The sequence below is a fragment of the Streptomyces sp. NPDC026092 genome (assembly GCF_040638605.1).
Lineage (GTDB): Bacteria > Actinomycetota > Actinomycetes > Streptomycetales > Streptomycetaceae > Streptomyces.
On sequence record NZ_JBEZYN010000005.1, the window covers coordinates 173,660 to 188,715 of the forward strand.

A 15,056-nucleotide genomic window follows, 5' to 3' on the forward strand; every position below is an offset into this window, starting at 1 on the left:
TCAGCTCCAGCTGTGGCCGCAGGACGTGCACACATAGGACACTCCGCCGTTGTCACCGAGCATTTGGACCACCTGGGCGGAACCGCACGAGGGGCAGTCGAGCAGAGCCTCGAGAGGTTCCGCGGAATCGACGGGCTCGGTGACGGCATGGGCCTCGGCATCCTCGGCACCGCTCACGGCCAACGCGCACTCCCTCCCGCCCGGACCCTCGTTCCCCTCCGGCCGTCCGATTCTGCCATGGCCCCGCAAGGGGGTCAGCGAGCTCGGCGTACGAGAGCGGTCGACGCGCCCAAGATCGAAGCGGCGGCCAGCGCGAGGGCGCACGCCCACAGCGCCTCGCCGGAGTCATACGCCCCCGGCGCGTGCAGTCGTCCCAGGAAGACCGTGCCGAAGGTCGCCACGCCGATCAGCTGCCCGAGCTGGGTGACGGTGGCGAGCAGTCCGCTGGCGTCGGCGGCGTCCTCGGGCCTGACGGCGGCCAGCGCACGGGTCAGGGCGGGGCTGAAGGCGAGCGCGAGCCCGCCGCCCATGGCGGCGAGCGCCGGGTAGAGGGCCCAGCCACCCGTGCCGCCGCCCCGGAAGAGGAGGCCCATGGCGAGTGCGGCGGCCGTGGCGGCGAGGAAGCCGGCCGGGACCAGCACGCGCTGCGCGCGGGCGGGCCAGCGCCGCCAGGTGAGGCCGATCACGCCGAAGACGACGGCGGCCGGCGCGAAGGTCAGCCCCGCGCGCAGCGCGCTGTGGCCGAGCCCTCCCTGCAGGTGCAGGGTGAGGGTGAACAGGAAGCCGGCGTTGACGGCCATCGCCACGCCGATCCGGAACGCGGCCTTCCCGATGCCGGGGATCCGTAGGACGCGCGGGGCGATGAGCGGGGCGCCGCCCCGGCGGGCGAGCCTCGACTCGTACGCGCCGAAGGCCACGAACACGACCGCGGAGGCCGCGAGCGAGATCCAGGACCACAGCGGCCAGTCCTCCTCCTGCCCGAGGACCAGCGGGACGGTCAGGAGTGAGACCGCGGCCGCGAGGAGGACCAGACCGGGCAGGTCGAGGGGCCGGGAGCGTTCGGGTTCGGTGCGCGCGTCGCGCGGCAGGACGCGTGCGCCGAGCACCAGCAGGGCCAGCCCGATGGGCACGTTGACGAGGAAGACCGGCCGCCATCCGCTGCCGAGGAGATCCGCGCTGACGAGGACACCGCCGACGACCTGTCCCGCGGCGGCGCCGGTGGCGAGCACGGCGGAGTACGCGCCGAGGGCGCGGACGCGGCCCTCGCCCGTGAAGGTGCGCTGGATGAGGCTGAGCACCTGCGGGATCATCAGGGCCGCCCCGGCGCCCTGGACGAGCCGGAAGGCGATCAACTGGCCCGTGTCGGCGGCGAGTCCGCAGGCGAGCGAGGCGGCGGTGAAGACGGCGAGTCCGCCGAGGTACATCCTGCGGTGGCCGAGGCGGTCGCCGAGACGCGCACCGGTGATCAGCAGGACCGCGTAGGCGATGGTGTATCCGGCGACGACCAGCTGAAGTCCCGCTCCGGAAGCCCCCAGTTCGGTACGGACGGTGGGGGCGGCGACATTGACGATGAACACGTCGAGCAGCGCCATGAACTGCGCGGCGAGCACCACGGCGAGCAGCAGCCCGGGGCGGTTGTCGGTGCCACCGTCTTTACTGAGTACGGGACGTGTTGTGGTCGTCATCATGGCAGCCAGCCTGACGGGGGTCCGATACGGGTAACGAGAGCCCGCTGATGCTGGTACTGACACCACCTGGCAACGGCGGTACGGGGACTCGACCATGGGGGTGTGACGATCTTGGCAGCACCGGCACAGCCGCGCCGCAGACACGAACTGGCCGCGTTCCTGCGCGGCCGCCGGGCCCGGGTGACTCCGGAGGACGTGGGGATGCCACCCGGCCTACGCCGCCGCACGCCGGGGCTGCGCCGCGAGGAGGTCGCCCAGCTCTCCGGCGTCGGCGTCACCTGGTACACCTGGCTGGAACAGGGCCGTCCGATCAACGCCTCCGCCCAGGTGCTCGACGCCGTCGCCCGTGTCCTCCGGCTCGACCGGCCCGAGCGCGAGCACCTGTACCACCTCGCGGAGGTGCCCTTGGCGCCGGATCACGCCGCCGAGGACGTGGATGTGGTCAGCCCGGAGATCCAGGGCATCCTGGACGCCCTGGTCCCTCATCCGGCGGTCGTCTACAACAGCCGGTACGACGTGCTCGCGACCAACTCGACGTACCGGCTGCTGTTCCCCGCTCCGGACACCACACCGGCCGACACCCGCAATGTCCTGTGGACGCTCTTCACCATGGAGGACCACAGCTGTCCGCTCGTCGACAAGAGACGCGAGCTTCCGCTGATGGTGGCCCAGATGCGCGGCGCCTACGGCCGGCACGTGGGCGAGCCCGCCTGGGAGTCGTTCGTCCGCGGGCTCGCGGCGGCGAGCCCGGAGTTCGCGGGGCTGTGGCGGAGCGGCGACGTGGTCCCGCCGGGCAGCCACGTCAAGACCTTCCGTCACGACGCGGTGGGAGAGCTCCGGATGACTTCGGTGTCGCTCTCCATCAACGGGATGCCGGAGTGCCGGATCGTCGCCTACACCCCCAACGACGAGGAGAGCGGACGGGCGATCGAGACGCTCATCGCCATGGGGGTGGACACCTGGGCGTGAGACGAGCGGGAAACGACGAATCCCGCCCCCTGGTGGGGACGGGATTCGGTGACTGTGGAGCTAAGGAGAATTGAACTCCTGACCTCCTGCATGCCATGCAGGCGCTCTACCAACTGAGCTATAGCCCCTCGTGTTCTTCGCGCTCCGCGCTGCGAACAAGAAGAACTTTAGCCTGTGACCTGCCGGAAAGTGAAATCCGGGTCGGAGGAGCGCTCAGTCGTCGTCGCCGAGGACCGGTTCGGGCAGCGTGCCTGCGTTGTGCTCCAGGAGCCGCCAGCCTCGGGCGCCCTCGCCGAGGACGGACCAGCAGCAGTTGGAGAGCCCACCGAGGCTCTCCCAGTGATGCGCCTCCAGGCCGAGGAGCCGGCCGATGGTGGTGCGGATGGTGCCGCCGTGACTCACGACGACGAGGGTGCCGTCCTCGGGCAGCTTGTCGGCGTACTCCAGGACGAGCGGGGCGGCCCGGTCGGCGACCTCGGTCTCCAGCTCGCCGCCGCCCCGGCGCACGGGCTCGCCGCGCTTCCAGGCGGCGTACTGCGCACCGAAGCGCGCCACGATCTCGTCGTGGGTCAGCCCCTGCCACTCCCCCGCGTACGTCTCGCGCAGGGCGGAGTCGTGCGTGATGACGTGGCCGGTGATCGCGGACAGCTCGGCGGCCGTGGCCGCCGCCCGCTTCAGGTCGGAGGCGATGATCGCGTCCGGCCCCAGCGAGGCGAGCAGCCGGGCGGCCCGGCGCGCCTGGGCGACGCCGGTCTCGGTCAGCTCGATGTCCGTGGAGCCCTGGAAGCGGCGCTCCAGGTTCCATGAGGTCTGGCCGTGCCGCCACAGGACGATGCGGCGGCCAGTGCCGCCCTTGGTGGTGCTCAGCTCAGCTCACCGTCCGTCTCCTCGCCGACGCCGGTCAGCGCGGCATGCTCGGCGGCCTTGCCGCGGGTCTTCAGGGCGTCCTCGGGGAGGGGCAGCTCGGGGCAGTCCTTCCACAGCCGCTCCAGGGCGTAGAAGACCCGCTCCTCGCTGTGCTGGACGTGGACGACGATGTCGACGTAGTCCAGCAGGATCCAGCGGGCGTCGCGGTCGCCCTCGCGGCGGACCGGCTTGGCGCCGAGCTCCTTGTTGAGCCGCTCCTCGATCTCGTCGACGATCGACTTGACCTGGCGGTCGTTGGGCGCGGAGGCGAGCAGGAAGGCGTCGGTGATCGACAGCACATCGCTGACGTCGTACGCGATGATGTCGTGCGCGAGCCGGTCGGCCGCCGCCTGGGCGGCGGCGTTGACGAGCTCGATGGAACGATCCGTGGCGGTCACAAGCAGGCTTTCGTCGGCGGTCAGAGACACATCAAGGGTCTCACGTACCGCCGACCGCCCCGCAAACGATTACGAACGGGTCACTTCTTGGTCCCGGGGATCTTGTAGTCCTGGCCCAGAACCACCGTGACATCGGCGTTTCCGGCGGGCTTGCCCTTCTTGACCGCGCCGTCCGGGAGCCCGAGGGTCTTGGCGACCTCGGCGGCGGTCGCCTTCTGGGCGTCGTCGCCGTACAGGACCTGGGACGTCTCCTCGGTGCCGGCCTTCGCCCCGCCCACGAAGGCGAAGCCTCCGTTGACCAGGACGACCCTGGCGGCCTCGGTGGCGTCCTTGCCGGTGGAGTCCTTGATCGAGACACGGACCGCCGCGCCCTGCTCGGGGGCGCTGACCTTGCCGCCGAGGATGTCCTTGACCACGCTGTCGGCCGCGGCCTCGCTGAGCGAGCCGTCCTGCTCCACCGGGAGGACGGCCGTCTTGTAGTCGCCGCCCTTGGCGTGCTTGGCCAGACCGGCGAGCGAGGCGCCGAGGTCCTTCTCCGGCAGCGACGGGTCCAGGATCATGACCAGCGTCGCAATGGTGTCCGCGTTGGCCTTGGGGTCGTCGGACATCTTCCGCAGCACGCTGTAGAGGACCTGGCCGAAGCGCTGGAGCTGCTTGGCCTCGGCCTCGCCGGGCGCGCGGTAGGTCGCGTAGGCGACGGCGGCGCGTCCGTTCAGCGTCTGGTTCTCGCCCTTGGTGACGAGCGGGTCCTCGCCCTTCTTGTCGCTGGGCACGGTGACGTCGGTGGTGAGGTCGATGTTGCTGACCAGCTCGACCAGGTTCTCCAGGAACGGGCTGTCCAGGCGCCAGGTGCCGGCGATCTTCGTGCCGAGGAGGTTGCCGACCGCCTCGCGCGTGCCGCTGGAGCCGTCGTCCTCGACGGACTTGGCGAGGGTGGTCGCGGAGCCCTCCGAGTTGGACACGGAGAGGCTGTTCGGGAGCAGCACGGTGGTGCCCTGCCCGGTCGTGGTGTTGTCGACGAGGAGGGCGGTGGAGGTGTTGCCGCTCTTGATGTCGTGGAGGTGCACGACGATCGTGTCGCGCTTCTGCGGGCCGGTCGCGGTGTCCTGCTTCTGCTGTTCGCCGGACATGCCGGGGAGCTTGCCCGCGGACCAGAGGTAGCCGACCCCGCCGACGGCGGCGAGGGCCAGGACCACGATGAGGGCGACGACCCGGTTGCGGCCGCGCCGCCTGGCCTCCTCGCGCCGCTCGGAGCGGCTCTCGGTGAACTTCAGCCAGTCGATGACGTCTTCGGAGTCCTCGTCGGGCTCCTCGATGAACGAGAACTGCTCGGTGCGGTAGTCGCGGTCACCGCCGCCCTCGGGCGCCGGGCGCTGGCCCGGCACACCGGGCGGTGCGGCCACCGGAGCGGCTGGCGCGGGGGCGGGCCTGGGCGCGGCGGCGGGGGCCGTGTCGGCCTGGACGGCCCACTGCTGGCCGGTGTCGTACGAGGAGTAGCCGTAGCCCTGCTGCGGGTGCTGCTGGGGCTGCCCGTACGGGTCGTACTGCGGCTGCTGCTGGGGGGCCGACTGGGGCTGCTGGGGCTGGATCGGCTGCCCGTAGGCGTCGTAGCCGTACCCCTGCTGCTGTCCCTGGTGCTGCCCCTGCTGCTGTCCTTGGTGCTGGACATGCTGCTGCTGGGCGTACGGGTCGTACGGCTGCTGCGCCTGTGCTGGGACCTGCTGGTACACCGGTTGCCCGTACTCGTCGTAGCCGATGATCTGCGGCTGCGGGTAGTACGGGTCGTACGGGTTCTGGTCGTTCACCGGTGCCCCTCTCCGAGGCTCACTCGCCGCGGTACAACTGGCGCTTGTCGATGTAGCGAACCACACCGTCCGGCACCAAATACCAGACCGGATCGCCCTTGGCGACCCTCGCCCGGCAGTCGGTGGAGGAGATGGCGAGTGCGGGAACCTCGACGAGCGAGACGCCCCCCTTGGGCAGGCCGTCGTCCGTGAGGTCGTGGCCCGGCCGGGTGACGCCGATGAAGTGGGCGAGCGAGAAGAGCTCCTCCGCGTCGCGCCACGTGAGGATCTGCGACAGCGCGTCGGCACCCGTGATGAAGAACAGGTCCGAGTCGCTGTTGAGGGAGCGCAGGTCCCGGAGGGTGTCGATGGTGTACGTCGGCCCGCCCCGGTCGATCTCGATACGGCTGACCGAGAACTGCGGGTTGGACGCCGTGGCGATGACCGTCATCAGATAGCGGTCCTCGGCCGGCGACACCGCCTTGTGGCTCTTCTGCCACGGCTCCCCGGTCGGTACGAACACCACCTCGTCGAGGTGGAACAGGGCGGCCACCTCACTGGCGGCCACCAGGTGTCCGTGGTGGATCGGGTCGAACGTTCCGCCCATCACGCCGAGACGGCGCTTGCCGCGGCCGCCAGTAGGCACTTCCTGCTCTCCCATGCGTGCAGAGCCTACTGGCACGGCAGCGGGCACCCTCGGTCCGGTCGCCGGCTCAGCGGTCGCGGTTGAAGCGGGTGGTGATCCACAGCAGCAGGAGCAGCGCGCCCAGCGCGCCGAAACCGGTGAGGTAGGGGTTGAGGCTGTCGTGGTTGCCACCGTGCTCGGCGCCCTCGGCGAGCATGACCAGGTTCGCGGCGGTGCTGTGGAGGCTCATCTTCGGCAGGACCTATCGATCGGGGATGGGAGCGGAGACTTCGCGCACATCGTATGCGGGCCGTCCGGGCACGCTCACGCCGACTCAGTCGTTGACCGGGCTGTCGTACCCCGCCGTCGCACCCGTACCGGAGTTATCCACAGGCTCGGGCGCTCCGGGACCCCAGCACCTAGGCTGGGACGCGTCAGGGGGACGAGCAAGGTCTCGTACGAACAGGGGGCATCCATGACTGAGAAGACCGACAACGGCCAGGGGAACGTGCCGAGCAGGCAGCGCAAGCGCTTCCCGGACATCTCCTCACGCGCCTACGAGCACCCGGCGGACCGTTCGGCACTCGTGGCCCTGCGCAAGCTGACCGGCTTCGACACGGTCTTCAAGGCGCTCAGCGGGCTGCTGCCCGAGCGGAGCCTGCGACTGCTCTTCCTCTCCGACTCCGTGCGGGTGAGCGACGCCCAGTTCTCCCACCTCAACGACATGCTGAGGGACGCGTGTTACATCCTGGACCTGGAGAAGGTCCCGCCGATGTACGTCACGCAGGACCCGAAGCCGAACGCGATGTGCATCGGCCTGGACGAGCCGATCATCGTGGTCACCACGGGCCTCGTGGAGCTGCTCGACGAGGAGGAGATGCGGGCGGTCGTCGGCCACGAGGTGGGCCACGCCCTCTCGGGTCACTCCGTGTACCGCACGATCCTGCTGTTCCTCACCAGCCTGGCGGTCAAGGTCGCCTGGATCCCGCTCGGGAACGTGGCGATCATGGCGATCGTGACGGCGCTGCGGGAGTGGTTCCGCAAGTCCGAGCTGTCGGCGGACCGGGCGGGGCTGCTTGTCGGCCAGGACCTGCAGGCGTCGATGCGCGGTCTGATGAAGATCGCCGGTGGCAACCATCTGCACGAGATGAACGTGGACGCGTTCCTCGCCCAGGCCGACGAGTACGAGAAGGGCGGCGATCTGCGCGACTCCGTCCTGAAGATCCTGAACGTGCTCCCGCGCACGCACCCCTTCACCACCGTGCGGGCGGCCGAGCTGAAGAAGTGGTCCGAGACCCGGGACTTCCAGCGGATCATGGACGGTCACTACCCGCGGCGCACGGAGGACAAGGACGCCTCGGTGACCGACTCCTTCCGGGAGTCCGCCGGGCACTACGCCGAGTCGGTGCGCACCAGCAAGGACCCGCTGATGAAGCTGGTCGGCGACATCGCCGGTGGCGCGGGCGACCTGGCGGGCGACCTGGGCGGGAAGCTGCGCAGCCGGTTCGGCGGCGGGGCCCCGCGCGGCGACGGCGGCACGGCGGGCGGGAAGGCCGGCGGTGAGCAGGCCGACGGCGGCAAGGGCGACGCGGGCGGCGAGAGCGGCAGAGGCGGCGGCGCTCAGAGCGAGGGCTGAGCGCCCGGGGCGAGGGTCCCGCAGAGCGCGGAGACGGCGGGCCGGCCCGTTGCGTACGGGTCGGTGACGGCCGGGCCGCCCGGGTCAGGGGTCCGTTCGCCCGCGAGCAGCGGGTGGAGGGCTCCACCGGCATCGGGTCCGCAGGCCTGCGGGCCGGCCTGGACGGTGCTGGCCAGCAGCTCGGCGCGGTGCATCCGCAGGTCCTCGCGGTCGAAGCGGAAGTGGACCGCTCGGTGGACGGTGAAGAGGGACGCGGCGGCCACGGGCCCGGCACCGGCGGCCGCCGGACGCAGCGCGTAGGTGAAGGTGTGGTCCGCGGTGACCTCCAGCATGTCGGCGGCCGTCTCCGCGAAGCGGAGGGTGCCCTGGACGCGGATGCCGGGGTCGGCGAGGGCGACCTCGGCCGGGTCGAACCGCACCAGCCAGCCGGCCTCCGCGTGGCGGCCGTCGTCGAGCGAGGACTCGACGCTCTGGTCGAACTGGGCGAGCTGGTCGGGGTCGAGCAGCAGGCGGGCGGGACGGACCGTCACACCCGCGAGGACGTCGGGCTCCAGGGAGGAGGCGACGAGGTAGTCCTTGGCGATGGACAGGGCCGTCACCACCTGGCTCTCCGAGAAGTGGGTGGTCCGGCCGGCGACCGGGAGGTTGATGCCGGCGGCGCCGACGCGGTATTCGGCGGCGGGGCTGTGGTCGAAGAGCTGGGCGGGCTGGCCGCCGGGGACCGGGCTCTGGGGGGCGAGCGGGACCACGGTGATCCGCAGCGGTTCGGCCCGCTGGTCGACGGGTGGCTGGTAGGGGTTGCGGACGCCGAGATAGATGGCCGTGCCGAAGGCGAGGAGGATCAGCAGCACCAGCAGGACCGCCTGGCGGGAGCCGCTTCTGGGCTCCCAGCGGGGGCGGGAGCGGACGGCCTGGGAGTGCTCGCCCATCCGCTCCTCGGCCGAGAACTCCTGGAGCCGGGCAGCATTGACGAACGACTCGTCGAAGACGACGGATCGGTACTCGTCCTCACCACCGCCGGGGTCGGGAACAGGCCCCTCAGGCGGGTCGCCACGCCCTGCCATACCTTCAGAGTAGGTCGGACGCGGCTTCGGTAAACGCCGAGGTACACGACAAGTTCCGAAGAATTCGGACGGGTGGCGCGATGGGACCGGCCGTGCGTCCGGGCCGGTGTCCGCGTGTGCTCAGGGAGTGCGCGGAACGGCGGGGACGGGGGGCGCGGAGTACTCGGCCGAGGCCGAGGGCGCGGTGACCGCCGGAGGGTTCTCGCGCGGCTTGTCGATGCCGGTGGTCGCGGGGGCCGGGACCTGGTCCTGGCGGTTGGCGGAGGCGCCCCGGTAGACCGCGGTGAAGGCGAGGGCGACCATGCCGACGCCCATCACCAGGGCCAGCACCCAGGCGACGGGCCGGTGCCAGCGGGCGCTGCCCCGGTAGGGGCGCAGGGCGCCGCCGTGCGGGCCGTAGGGGCTGCGGTCGCCGTCGGGGTCGTCCGGGTCGTAGGCGTCGCCGTGGAGGCCGCCGAAGGGGTCCGAGGGGTCGTAGCCGTCCTCGTAGCCGTCGTCGTCGCCGGGTCGCACGCCGGCTCTGGCGCGGGCGGCCTCGGCCTCGGCGCGCGCCTGGGCGGCCGCCAGCAGGCGTTCCACGGCGGTCGGCTCGTGGACCTCGGCGGCCCGTACGAAGTCCTCGTCGAACACCACGTTGGCGAAGTCGTCCTTCGCGCCCCCGCGGTCGTCCGAGTTCTCAGGGTCCCTGCCGTCCTGGAACGGCCTGCCCCCCACGTCGTCCGGCACGTTTTTCAGAGTAGACCTGGGAGGTGGTTTTGGGCAGGGAGAGTGCGGAACATCCCTGCCCGTCCCGTCCCGTTCGGCCCCGCGGGAGCGGGGCCGAACGAGGGAAAACCGCGGGTCAGCGGGTGTGGCCGTCGCCCGTGACGATGTACTTCGTCGACGTCAGCTCGGGCAGGCCCATGGGCCCGCGGGCGTGGAGTTTCTGGGTCGAGATACCGATCTCGGCGCCGAAGCCGAACTGGCCTCCGTCGGTGAAACGGGTGGACGCGTTGACGGCGACCGTCGTGGAGTCGACCAGCTGGGTGAAGCGGCGGGCGGCGGCCTGCGAGGTGGTGACGATCGCCTCGGTGTGGCCGGAGGACCAGAGCCGGATGTGCTCGACGGCCTTGTCGAGGGAGTCGACGACGGCGGCGGCGATGTCGTAGGAGAGGTACTCGGTCTCCCAGTCCTCGGGGGTCGCCGGGACGACGGTGGCCTTGGAGCCCTCGGCGTGGGCGAGGACGCGCTCGTCGGCGTGGACGGTGACACCGGCGTCGGCCAGGGCCGCCAGGGCGCGCGGTAGGAAGGCCTCGGCGATGTCCTGGTGGACCAGGAGCGTCTCGGCGGAGTTGCAGACGCTGGGCCGCTGGGCCTTGGAGTTGATCAGGATGTCGACGGCCATGTCGAGGTCGGTCTGGGCGTCCACGTAGACGTGGCAGTTGCCGGTGCCGGTCTCGATGACGGGGACCGTGGACTCCTCGACGACCGTACGGATCAGGGAGGCGCCGCCGCGCGGGATGAGGACGTCGACCAGGCCGCGGGCGCGCATCAGCTCCCGTACCGAGTCGCGGGACTCGCCGGGGACGAGCTGCACGGCGTCGGCGGGCAGACCGGCGCCTCCGACGGCGTCGCGCAGGACCTTCACCAGGGCGGTGTTGGAGGAGTACGCGGAGGACGAGCCGCGCAGCAGGACGGCGTTGCCGGACTTGAGGCAGAGGGCGGCCGCGTCGACGGTCACGTTGGGCCGGGCCTCGTAGATGATGCCGACGACGCCGAGGGGGACGCGGACCTGGCGGAGGTCGATGCCGTTGGGAAGGGTCGAGCCGCGCACGACCTCGCCCACGGGGTCCGGCAGGGCGGCCACGTCGCGGACGTCGGCGGCGATGGCGCGGACGCGCTCGGGGGTGAGGGTGAGCCGGTCGATGACGGTCTCGCTGGTGCCGGCCTCGCGGGCGCGCGCGATGTCCTCGGCGTTGGCCTCGACGATCTCGGCGGTACGGACCTCGAGGGCGTCCGCGATCGCCAGCAGGGCGTCGTCCTTGGCCGCGCGCGGAAGTGGCGCGATTTCGGCGGCGGCGGCGCGGGCGCGGTAGGCGGCCCGGGCGACCGGGGACAGGTTGTCGAGGGGCGTGAGCGAGGTCATGCCCGCAGGGTACTGGCACCTCTGCGGACATCCCTCACGAATGCCGTCCCCATCCCGCACTCCGAGACGCCCCGGCCCCCCGACGCCGCCGCACTCCGAGACGCCTCGCGGACCCCTCGGCAGCGGGACGCGGCCTGGCGCTCCCGTCAGTACGGGTGGACCCCCACCGGGGCGGCCGGCGGTGGGCCGTAGCCCTCGGCGATGCGCAGGTGATAGGTCTCGCGGTCGATGACCTCCAGACCGACGATCTCCCACGGAGGCAGCTTGGCGCTCTGCCGGTGCTCGCCCCACAGCCGCAGCGCGACCGCCGCGGCATCGTGCAGGTCACGGGCCTCTTCCCAGTAACGGATCTCCGCGTGATCATTGGCGTAGCGACTGGTCAGCAGGAAGGGATGGTCGTGGGCCAGCTGCTCGAGGCCGCGCCTGACCTCCTTCAGCGGGGCCTCGGCGCCCGAGACGCTGAGGGTGATGTGCCAGAGCTTCGAGGCGACCACGGGCCGCTCCTCACCGCGTACCTCGGCGGTCTGGGTGCCCTGTCCCCCGCCGCCCTGTCCCTCGTCGAAGTCGGCTCCGGCCTCGACACTGGTCAGGGCGCGTTCGGCTGTCCCGCGGGGCGGTGCCCCTGGGCGCGCTCGTCTCACCGGCGGCCTCCTGTTGATGCGTGTGGTGCTGTACCCCGCCCTTGTCTTGTCCCCGAGACAAAGTTGACCAGCCCGAGGCTCCACGTGGGGCGGTTTTGGTAAAGGTCCCTACCGGATGGCCGGTCTTTCAGCCGTTTTCTCCACACCGCACCCACACGCACTCACACACGCCCGCACGTACGCACCCACACACCCCGCACAAGGGGGCGGATCAGGCGGGGACGACCACCAGATCGTCGCGGTGGACGACCTCCCGCTCGTACTCCGGGCCGAGCTCGCGGGCGAGTTCGGGCGTGGAGCGGCCGAGCATCCGGGGGATCTCCTTGGCGTCGAAGTTGACGAGCCCGCGGGCGACGGCCCGGCCGTCGGTGTCGCGCAGTTCGACCGGGTCGCCCGCCACGAACTCCCCCTCGACGGCGGCGATCCCGGCGGCGAGCAGCGACTTCTTGCCCTCGACCACGGCCCGTACCGCGCCCTCGTCCAGGGTGAGGCTGCCCTGCGGGGTGGAGGCGTGGGCGAGCCAGAGGAGCCGGTCGGCGGAGCGGCGGCCGGTGCGGTGGAAGTACGTACCGGTGTCGCGGCCCGCCAGGGCGTCGGCCGCGCGGACGGCGGAGGTGAGGACCACGGGGATGCCGGCGGCCGCGGCGATCCGGGCCGCCTCGACCTTGGTGACCATGCCGCCGGTGCCGACCCCCGCCTTGCCGGCGGAGCCGATCTCGACGTGGGCGATGTCCTCGGGGCCCGCCACCTCGGCGATCCGCGAGGTGCCCGGCTTCGCGGGGTCGCCGTCGTAGAGCCCGTCGACGTCGGAGAGCAGCACGAGCAGGTCGGCGCGGACGAGGTGGGCGACGAGGGCGGCGAGCCGGTCGTTGTCGCCGAAGCGGATCTCGTCCGTGGCGACGGTGTCGTTCTCGTTGACGACCGGCAGGGCGCCCATGGCGAGCAGCTGGTCGAGGGTCCGGTACGCGTTGCGGTAGTGGGCGCGGCGGCTGGTGTCGTCGGTGGTGAGCAGGACCTGGCCGACGCGGACGCCGTAGCGGGCGAGGGAGGCGGTGTAGCGGGCGACGAGGAGGCCCTGGCCGACGCTGGCGGCGGCCTGCTGCCGGGCGAGGTCCTTGGGGCGGCGGGTGAGGCCGAGCGGCGCGAGTCCGGCGGCGATGGCGCCGGAGGAGACCAGCACGATCTCCTTCTCGCCGCCGCTGCGGACCTTGGCGAGGACGTCGACGAGGGCGTCGACCCGGTCGGCGTCGAGCCCGCCGGAGGCGGTGGTGAGGGAGGACGAGCCGACCTTGACGACGATCCTGCGGGCTTCCGTCACGAACTGCCTTGCCACTGTCACCTGAACCGCCGCCACCTGTACCGCCGTCACCGGCGTCGCCCTCTTCGGATGTCAGGCCGCAATCTACGCGAGCGGGCACGACCGGCGCCCGCCCGTTTCGCCGGCTGGACCACCCGCTGCCGGCTGGACCAAAGACGCCCAACCGGCAAGAACCGTCAGCGGCTGGCGACTGGGTCCGACTCGACGTCGGCACCGCCCGCCGGGCCGGTCGGCCCGGCAGGCCCGGCCGGGCTCGGCTGCTTGCCGCCCGGCACGAGGATCTTCTTCGACAGCAGATAGGTGAACGGAATGGCCACGACCGCCGCGACCAGCGGCGCGATCCGGTCGTCCATCCCGGCCCAGGTCACCAGCGCGTACAGGCCGACGCTCTGCACCAGGTAGTTGGTGACGTTGGTGAGCGGGAAGAGCGCGAACTTCTTCCAGGTGGGCCTGGTCCGGTAGGTGAAGTACGTGTTGAGGAAGAACGAGCCGATCATGCTGAGCACGAACGCGATGGAGTAGGCGGCGAAGTACGGCATCCACGGGTGCAGCAGCAGGTAGCACCCGTAGAACGTGCCGGTGTTGATCCCGCCGACCAGACCGAAGCGGACGATCTGCCCGAGCTGTCCGCGCATCAGCTTTCCCGGTCGGTGGCCGCGACGCGCACCCGCTTGTCGTTGCCACGCGGGACCGAGCGGTGGGTCTCCTTGACCAGGAAGTGCGGCCGGCGCTTGCTCTCGTAGTAGATACGGCCGATGTACTCGCCGATCAGCCCCATCATGACCATCTGGACGCCGCCGAGGCCGACGATGATCGCGACGAGCGTGACGTAACCGGGCTGGGAGACGCCGTCCGTGATCGCCATGACGGTGATCCAGATCGCGTACAGCGCGGCCAGGGCCGACAGGCCGAGACCCATCCAGATCGCGATGCGCAGCGGACGGTTGTTGAAGGAGATCAGCCCGTCCATGCCGTAATTGACCAGGGAGCTGAACTTCCACTTCGTCTCGCCGGCCTCGCGGGCGGCGTTCTGGTAGTCGAAGGTGACCGTGTCGAAACCGATCCAGGAGAACAGGCCCTTGGAGAAGCGGTTGTACTCGGGCAGCGACAGCAGCGCGTCCACGGCGGGCCGGGACAGCAGCCGGAAGTCGCCGACGCCGTCGGTCAGCTCGACGTCGACCCAGCGGTTGACCGCCCGGTAGTAGAGCCGGCTGAGGGCGGAGCGGACCTTCTTGTCGCCCTCGCGGGTGCGCCGCGCTATCACCTGGTCGTGGCCGAGGTGGTAGAGGTCGAGCATGGCCTCGATGAGCTCCGGCGGGTGCTGGAGGTCGGCGTCCATGATCACGACGGCGTCGCCGGTGGCCTTGCGCAGGCCGGCGAGCATGCCCGCCTCCTTGCCGAAGTTACGGCTGAAGGAGACGTACTGGGTGCCCTCGGGGTGACGTGCGGCGATGCCCCGGAGCTTGCCGAGGGTGCCGTCGGCGCTGCCGTCGTCCACGTAGCAGATCTCGTAGTCGAGGGAGAGGCCGTCGAGGACCTCCCGGATTCGGTTGTCGAAGTTCTCGACGACCTCTTCCTCGTTGTAGCAAGGAACAACGACCGAAAGCCTGGTCATGAACGGTCACTCCTGGTTGATGAGCGAGAAAGTACGGCGCGGAGGCGTACCGGACGGGAGTCCGGGGTGGTCACCGGTCGCTCTCGCAGGCAGCCCTCTCAGAGTACGGGTCGCGGCGGCTAAACCGCGCGGGCACCGTGATACAGATCACGCGGCAATGCCGCATTTACCTGCCCTGATGGGGTTCTGCGGGGGCGATGCGAAGAATCTCACCAACCGGACGGGGAAAGTCCGCTCGGTCGGCACCAAAGGTGACCGATGAACAGAGGAGAAGGTTGTGGTGGAGG

At 71.1% G+C, this 15,056-nt stretch carries 16 protein-coding genes and 1 tRNA gene; 2 read left to right on the top strand and 15 right to left on the bottom strand.

Annotation, left to right across the window (positions count from 1 at the left end; genetic code table 11):
* Positions 1 to 183 carry a hypothetical protein gene (locus tag AB0F56_RS10290; protein ID WP_362006513.1) on the bottom strand — a complete coding sequence of 61 codons (183 nt, stop codon included), beginning with the start codon at positions 181 to 183 and terminating at the stop codon, positions 1 to 3.
* A 71-nt stretch (positions 184 to 254) separates the two neighbouring features.
* Positions 255 to 1,610: an MFS transporter gene (locus AB0F56_RS10295; RefSeq protein ID WP_362006942.1), complete on the bottom strand. Its 1,356-nt coding sequence runs from the start codon at positions 1,608 to 1,610 to the stop codon at positions 255 to 257.
* Between the two features lie 180 nt (positions 1,611 to 1,790).
* Between AB0F56_RS10295 and AB0F56_RS10300 the strand changes: the two genes are divergently transcribed.
* Positions 1,791 to 2,657: a helix-turn-helix transcriptional regulator gene (locus tag AB0F56_RS10300; protein ID WP_362006516.1), complete on the top strand. Its 867-nt coding sequence runs from the start codon at positions 1,791 to 1,793 to the stop codon at positions 2,655 to 2,657.
* A gap of 55 nt (positions 2,658 to 2,712) precedes the next feature.
* Here the strand turns inward: AB0F56_RS10300 and AB0F56_RS10305 are convergent.
* From AB0F56_RS10305 to AB0F56_RS10330, 6 genes are all read right to left on the bottom strand, one after another.
* Positions 2,713 to 2,785: transfer RNA gene (locus AB0F56_RS10305), tRNA-Ala, on the bottom strand.
* A gap of 85 nt (positions 2,786 to 2,870) precedes the next feature.
* Complete coding sequence (locus AB0F56_RS10310; RefSeq protein WP_362006945.1) at positions 2,871 to 3,524, bottom strand: histidine phosphatase family protein; 654 nt, start codon at positions 3,522 to 3,524, stop codon at positions 2,871 to 2,873.
* Entirely contained in the window at positions 3,521 to 3,961 is a 441-nt protein-coding gene (gene rsfS / locus AB0F56_RS10315) for a ribosome silencing factor (RefSeq protein ID WP_361970235.1), read from the bottom strand. Before rsfS ends, AB0F56_RS10310 begins: the two co-directional genes overlap by 4 nt.
* A gap of 80 nt (positions 3,962 to 4,041) precedes the next feature.
* Positions 4,042 to 5,766, bottom strand: coding sequence for an LCP family protein (locus AB0F56_RS10320; protein WP_362006519.1), 1,725 nt, complete (start codon positions 5,764 to 5,766; stop codon positions 4,042 to 4,044).
* 19 nt (positions 5,767 to 5,785) lie between these two features.
* Positions 5,786 to 6,406 (bottom strand): nicotinate-nucleotide adenylyltransferase, encoded by a 621-nt coding sequence (gene nadD, locus AB0F56_RS10325; RefSeq protein ID WP_362006522.1) that lies wholly within the window; start codon positions 6,404 to 6,406, stop codon positions 5,786 to 5,788.
* A 52-nt stretch (positions 6,407 to 6,458) separates the two neighbouring features.
* Positions 6,459 to 6,620, bottom strand: a complete 162-nt coding sequence (locus tag AB0F56_RS10330; RefSeq protein WP_260226309.1) for a hypothetical protein — start codon at positions 6,618 to 6,620, stop codon at positions 6,459 to 6,461.
* A 225-nt stretch (positions 6,621 to 6,845) separates the two neighbouring features.
* On the opposite strand from AB0F56_RS10330, the gene AB0F56_RS10335 reads away from it, so the two are divergent.
* Positions 6,846 to 8,006 carry a M48 family metallopeptidase gene (locus AB0F56_RS10335; RefSeq protein ID WP_362006524.1) on the top strand — a complete coding sequence of 387 codons (1,161 nt, stop codon included), beginning with the start codon at positions 6,846 to 6,848 and terminating at the stop codon, positions 8,004 to 8,006.
* Here AB0F56_RS10335 and AB0F56_RS10340 read toward each other — a convergent pair.
* The 7 genes from AB0F56_RS10340 to AB0F56_RS10370 form a co-directional block, all read right to left on the bottom strand.
* Entirely contained in the window at positions 7,991 to 9,070 is a 1,080-nt protein-coding gene (locus AB0F56_RS10340) for a hypothetical protein (RefSeq protein WP_362006525.1), read from the bottom strand. The two genes, AB0F56_RS10335 and AB0F56_RS10340, sit on opposite strands and share 16 nt — an antisense overlap.
* 120 nt (positions 9,071 to 9,190) lie before the next feature.
* The gene (locus AB0F56_RS10345; RefSeq protein WP_362006527.1) at positions 9,191 to 9,796 is read right to left on the bottom strand and encodes a hypothetical protein; all 606 of its coding nucleotides are present in this window, start codon (positions 9,794 to 9,796) and stop codon (positions 9,191 to 9,193) included.
* Positions 9,797 to 9,911: 115 nt separating this feature from the next.
* A complete protein-coding gene (locus tag AB0F56_RS10350; RefSeq protein ID WP_362006529.1) occupies positions 9,912 to 11,195 on the bottom strand; it encodes a glutamate-5-semialdehyde dehydrogenase in 1,284 nt (427 codons plus the stop codon).
* A 146-nt stretch (positions 11,196 to 11,341) separates the two neighbouring features.
* Positions 11,342 to 11,836 (bottom strand): hypothetical protein, encoded by a 495-nt coding sequence (locus AB0F56_RS10355; protein WP_362006532.1) that lies wholly within the window; start codon positions 11,834 to 11,836, stop codon positions 11,342 to 11,344.
* Between the two features lie 211 nt (positions 11,837 to 12,047).
* Positions 12,048 to 13,175 (bottom strand): glutamate 5-kinase, encoded by a 1,128-nt coding sequence (gene proB, locus AB0F56_RS10360; protein ID WP_362006535.1) that lies wholly within the window; start codon positions 13,173 to 13,175, stop codon positions 12,048 to 12,050.
* A 155-nt stretch (positions 13,176 to 13,330) separates the two neighbouring features.
* Positions 13,331 to 13,789 (bottom strand): GtrA family protein, encoded by a 459-nt coding sequence (locus AB0F56_RS10365; protein WP_362006537.1) that lies wholly within the window; start codon positions 13,787 to 13,789, stop codon positions 13,331 to 13,333.
* A complete protein-coding gene (locus tag AB0F56_RS10370; RefSeq protein ID WP_362006540.1) occupies positions 13,789 to 14,769 on the bottom strand; it encodes a glycosyltransferase family 2 protein in 981 nt (326 codons plus the stop codon). The genes AB0F56_RS10365 and AB0F56_RS10370 overlap by 1 nt, the downstream gene beginning before the upstream one ends.
* Between the last annotated feature and the right edge of the window lie 287 nt (positions 14,770 to 15,056).

Coding starts and splice junctions, on each gene's coding strand:
- AB0F56_RS10365 (WP_362006537.1), bottom strand. CDS start 13,789: ATGCGCGGACAGCTCGGGCAGATCGTCCGCTTCGGTCTGGTCGGCGGG.
- AB0F56_RS10330 (WP_260226309.1), bottom strand. CDS start 6,620: ATGAGCCTCCACAGCACCGCCGCGAACCTGGTCATGCTCGCCGAGGGC.
- nadD (WP_362006522.1), bottom strand. CDS start 6,406: ATGGGAGAGCAGGAAGTGCCTACTGGCGGCCGCGGCAAGCGCCGTCTC.
- AB0F56_RS10370 (WP_362006540.1), bottom strand. CDS start 14,769: ATGACCAGGCTTTCGGTCGTTGTTCCTTGCTACAACGAGGAAGAGGTC.
- AB0F56_RS10335 (WP_362006524.1), top strand. CDS start 6,846: ATGACTGAGAAGACCGACAACGGCCAGGGGAACGTGCCGAGCAGGCAG.
- AB0F56_RS10350 (WP_362006529.1), bottom strand. CDS start 11,195: ATGACCTCGCTCACGCCCCTCGACAACCTGTCCCCGGTCGCCCGGGCC.
- AB0F56_RS10340 (WP_362006525.1), bottom strand. CDS start 9,070: ATGGCAGGGCGTGGCGACCCGCCTGAGGGGCCTGTTCCCGACCCCGGC.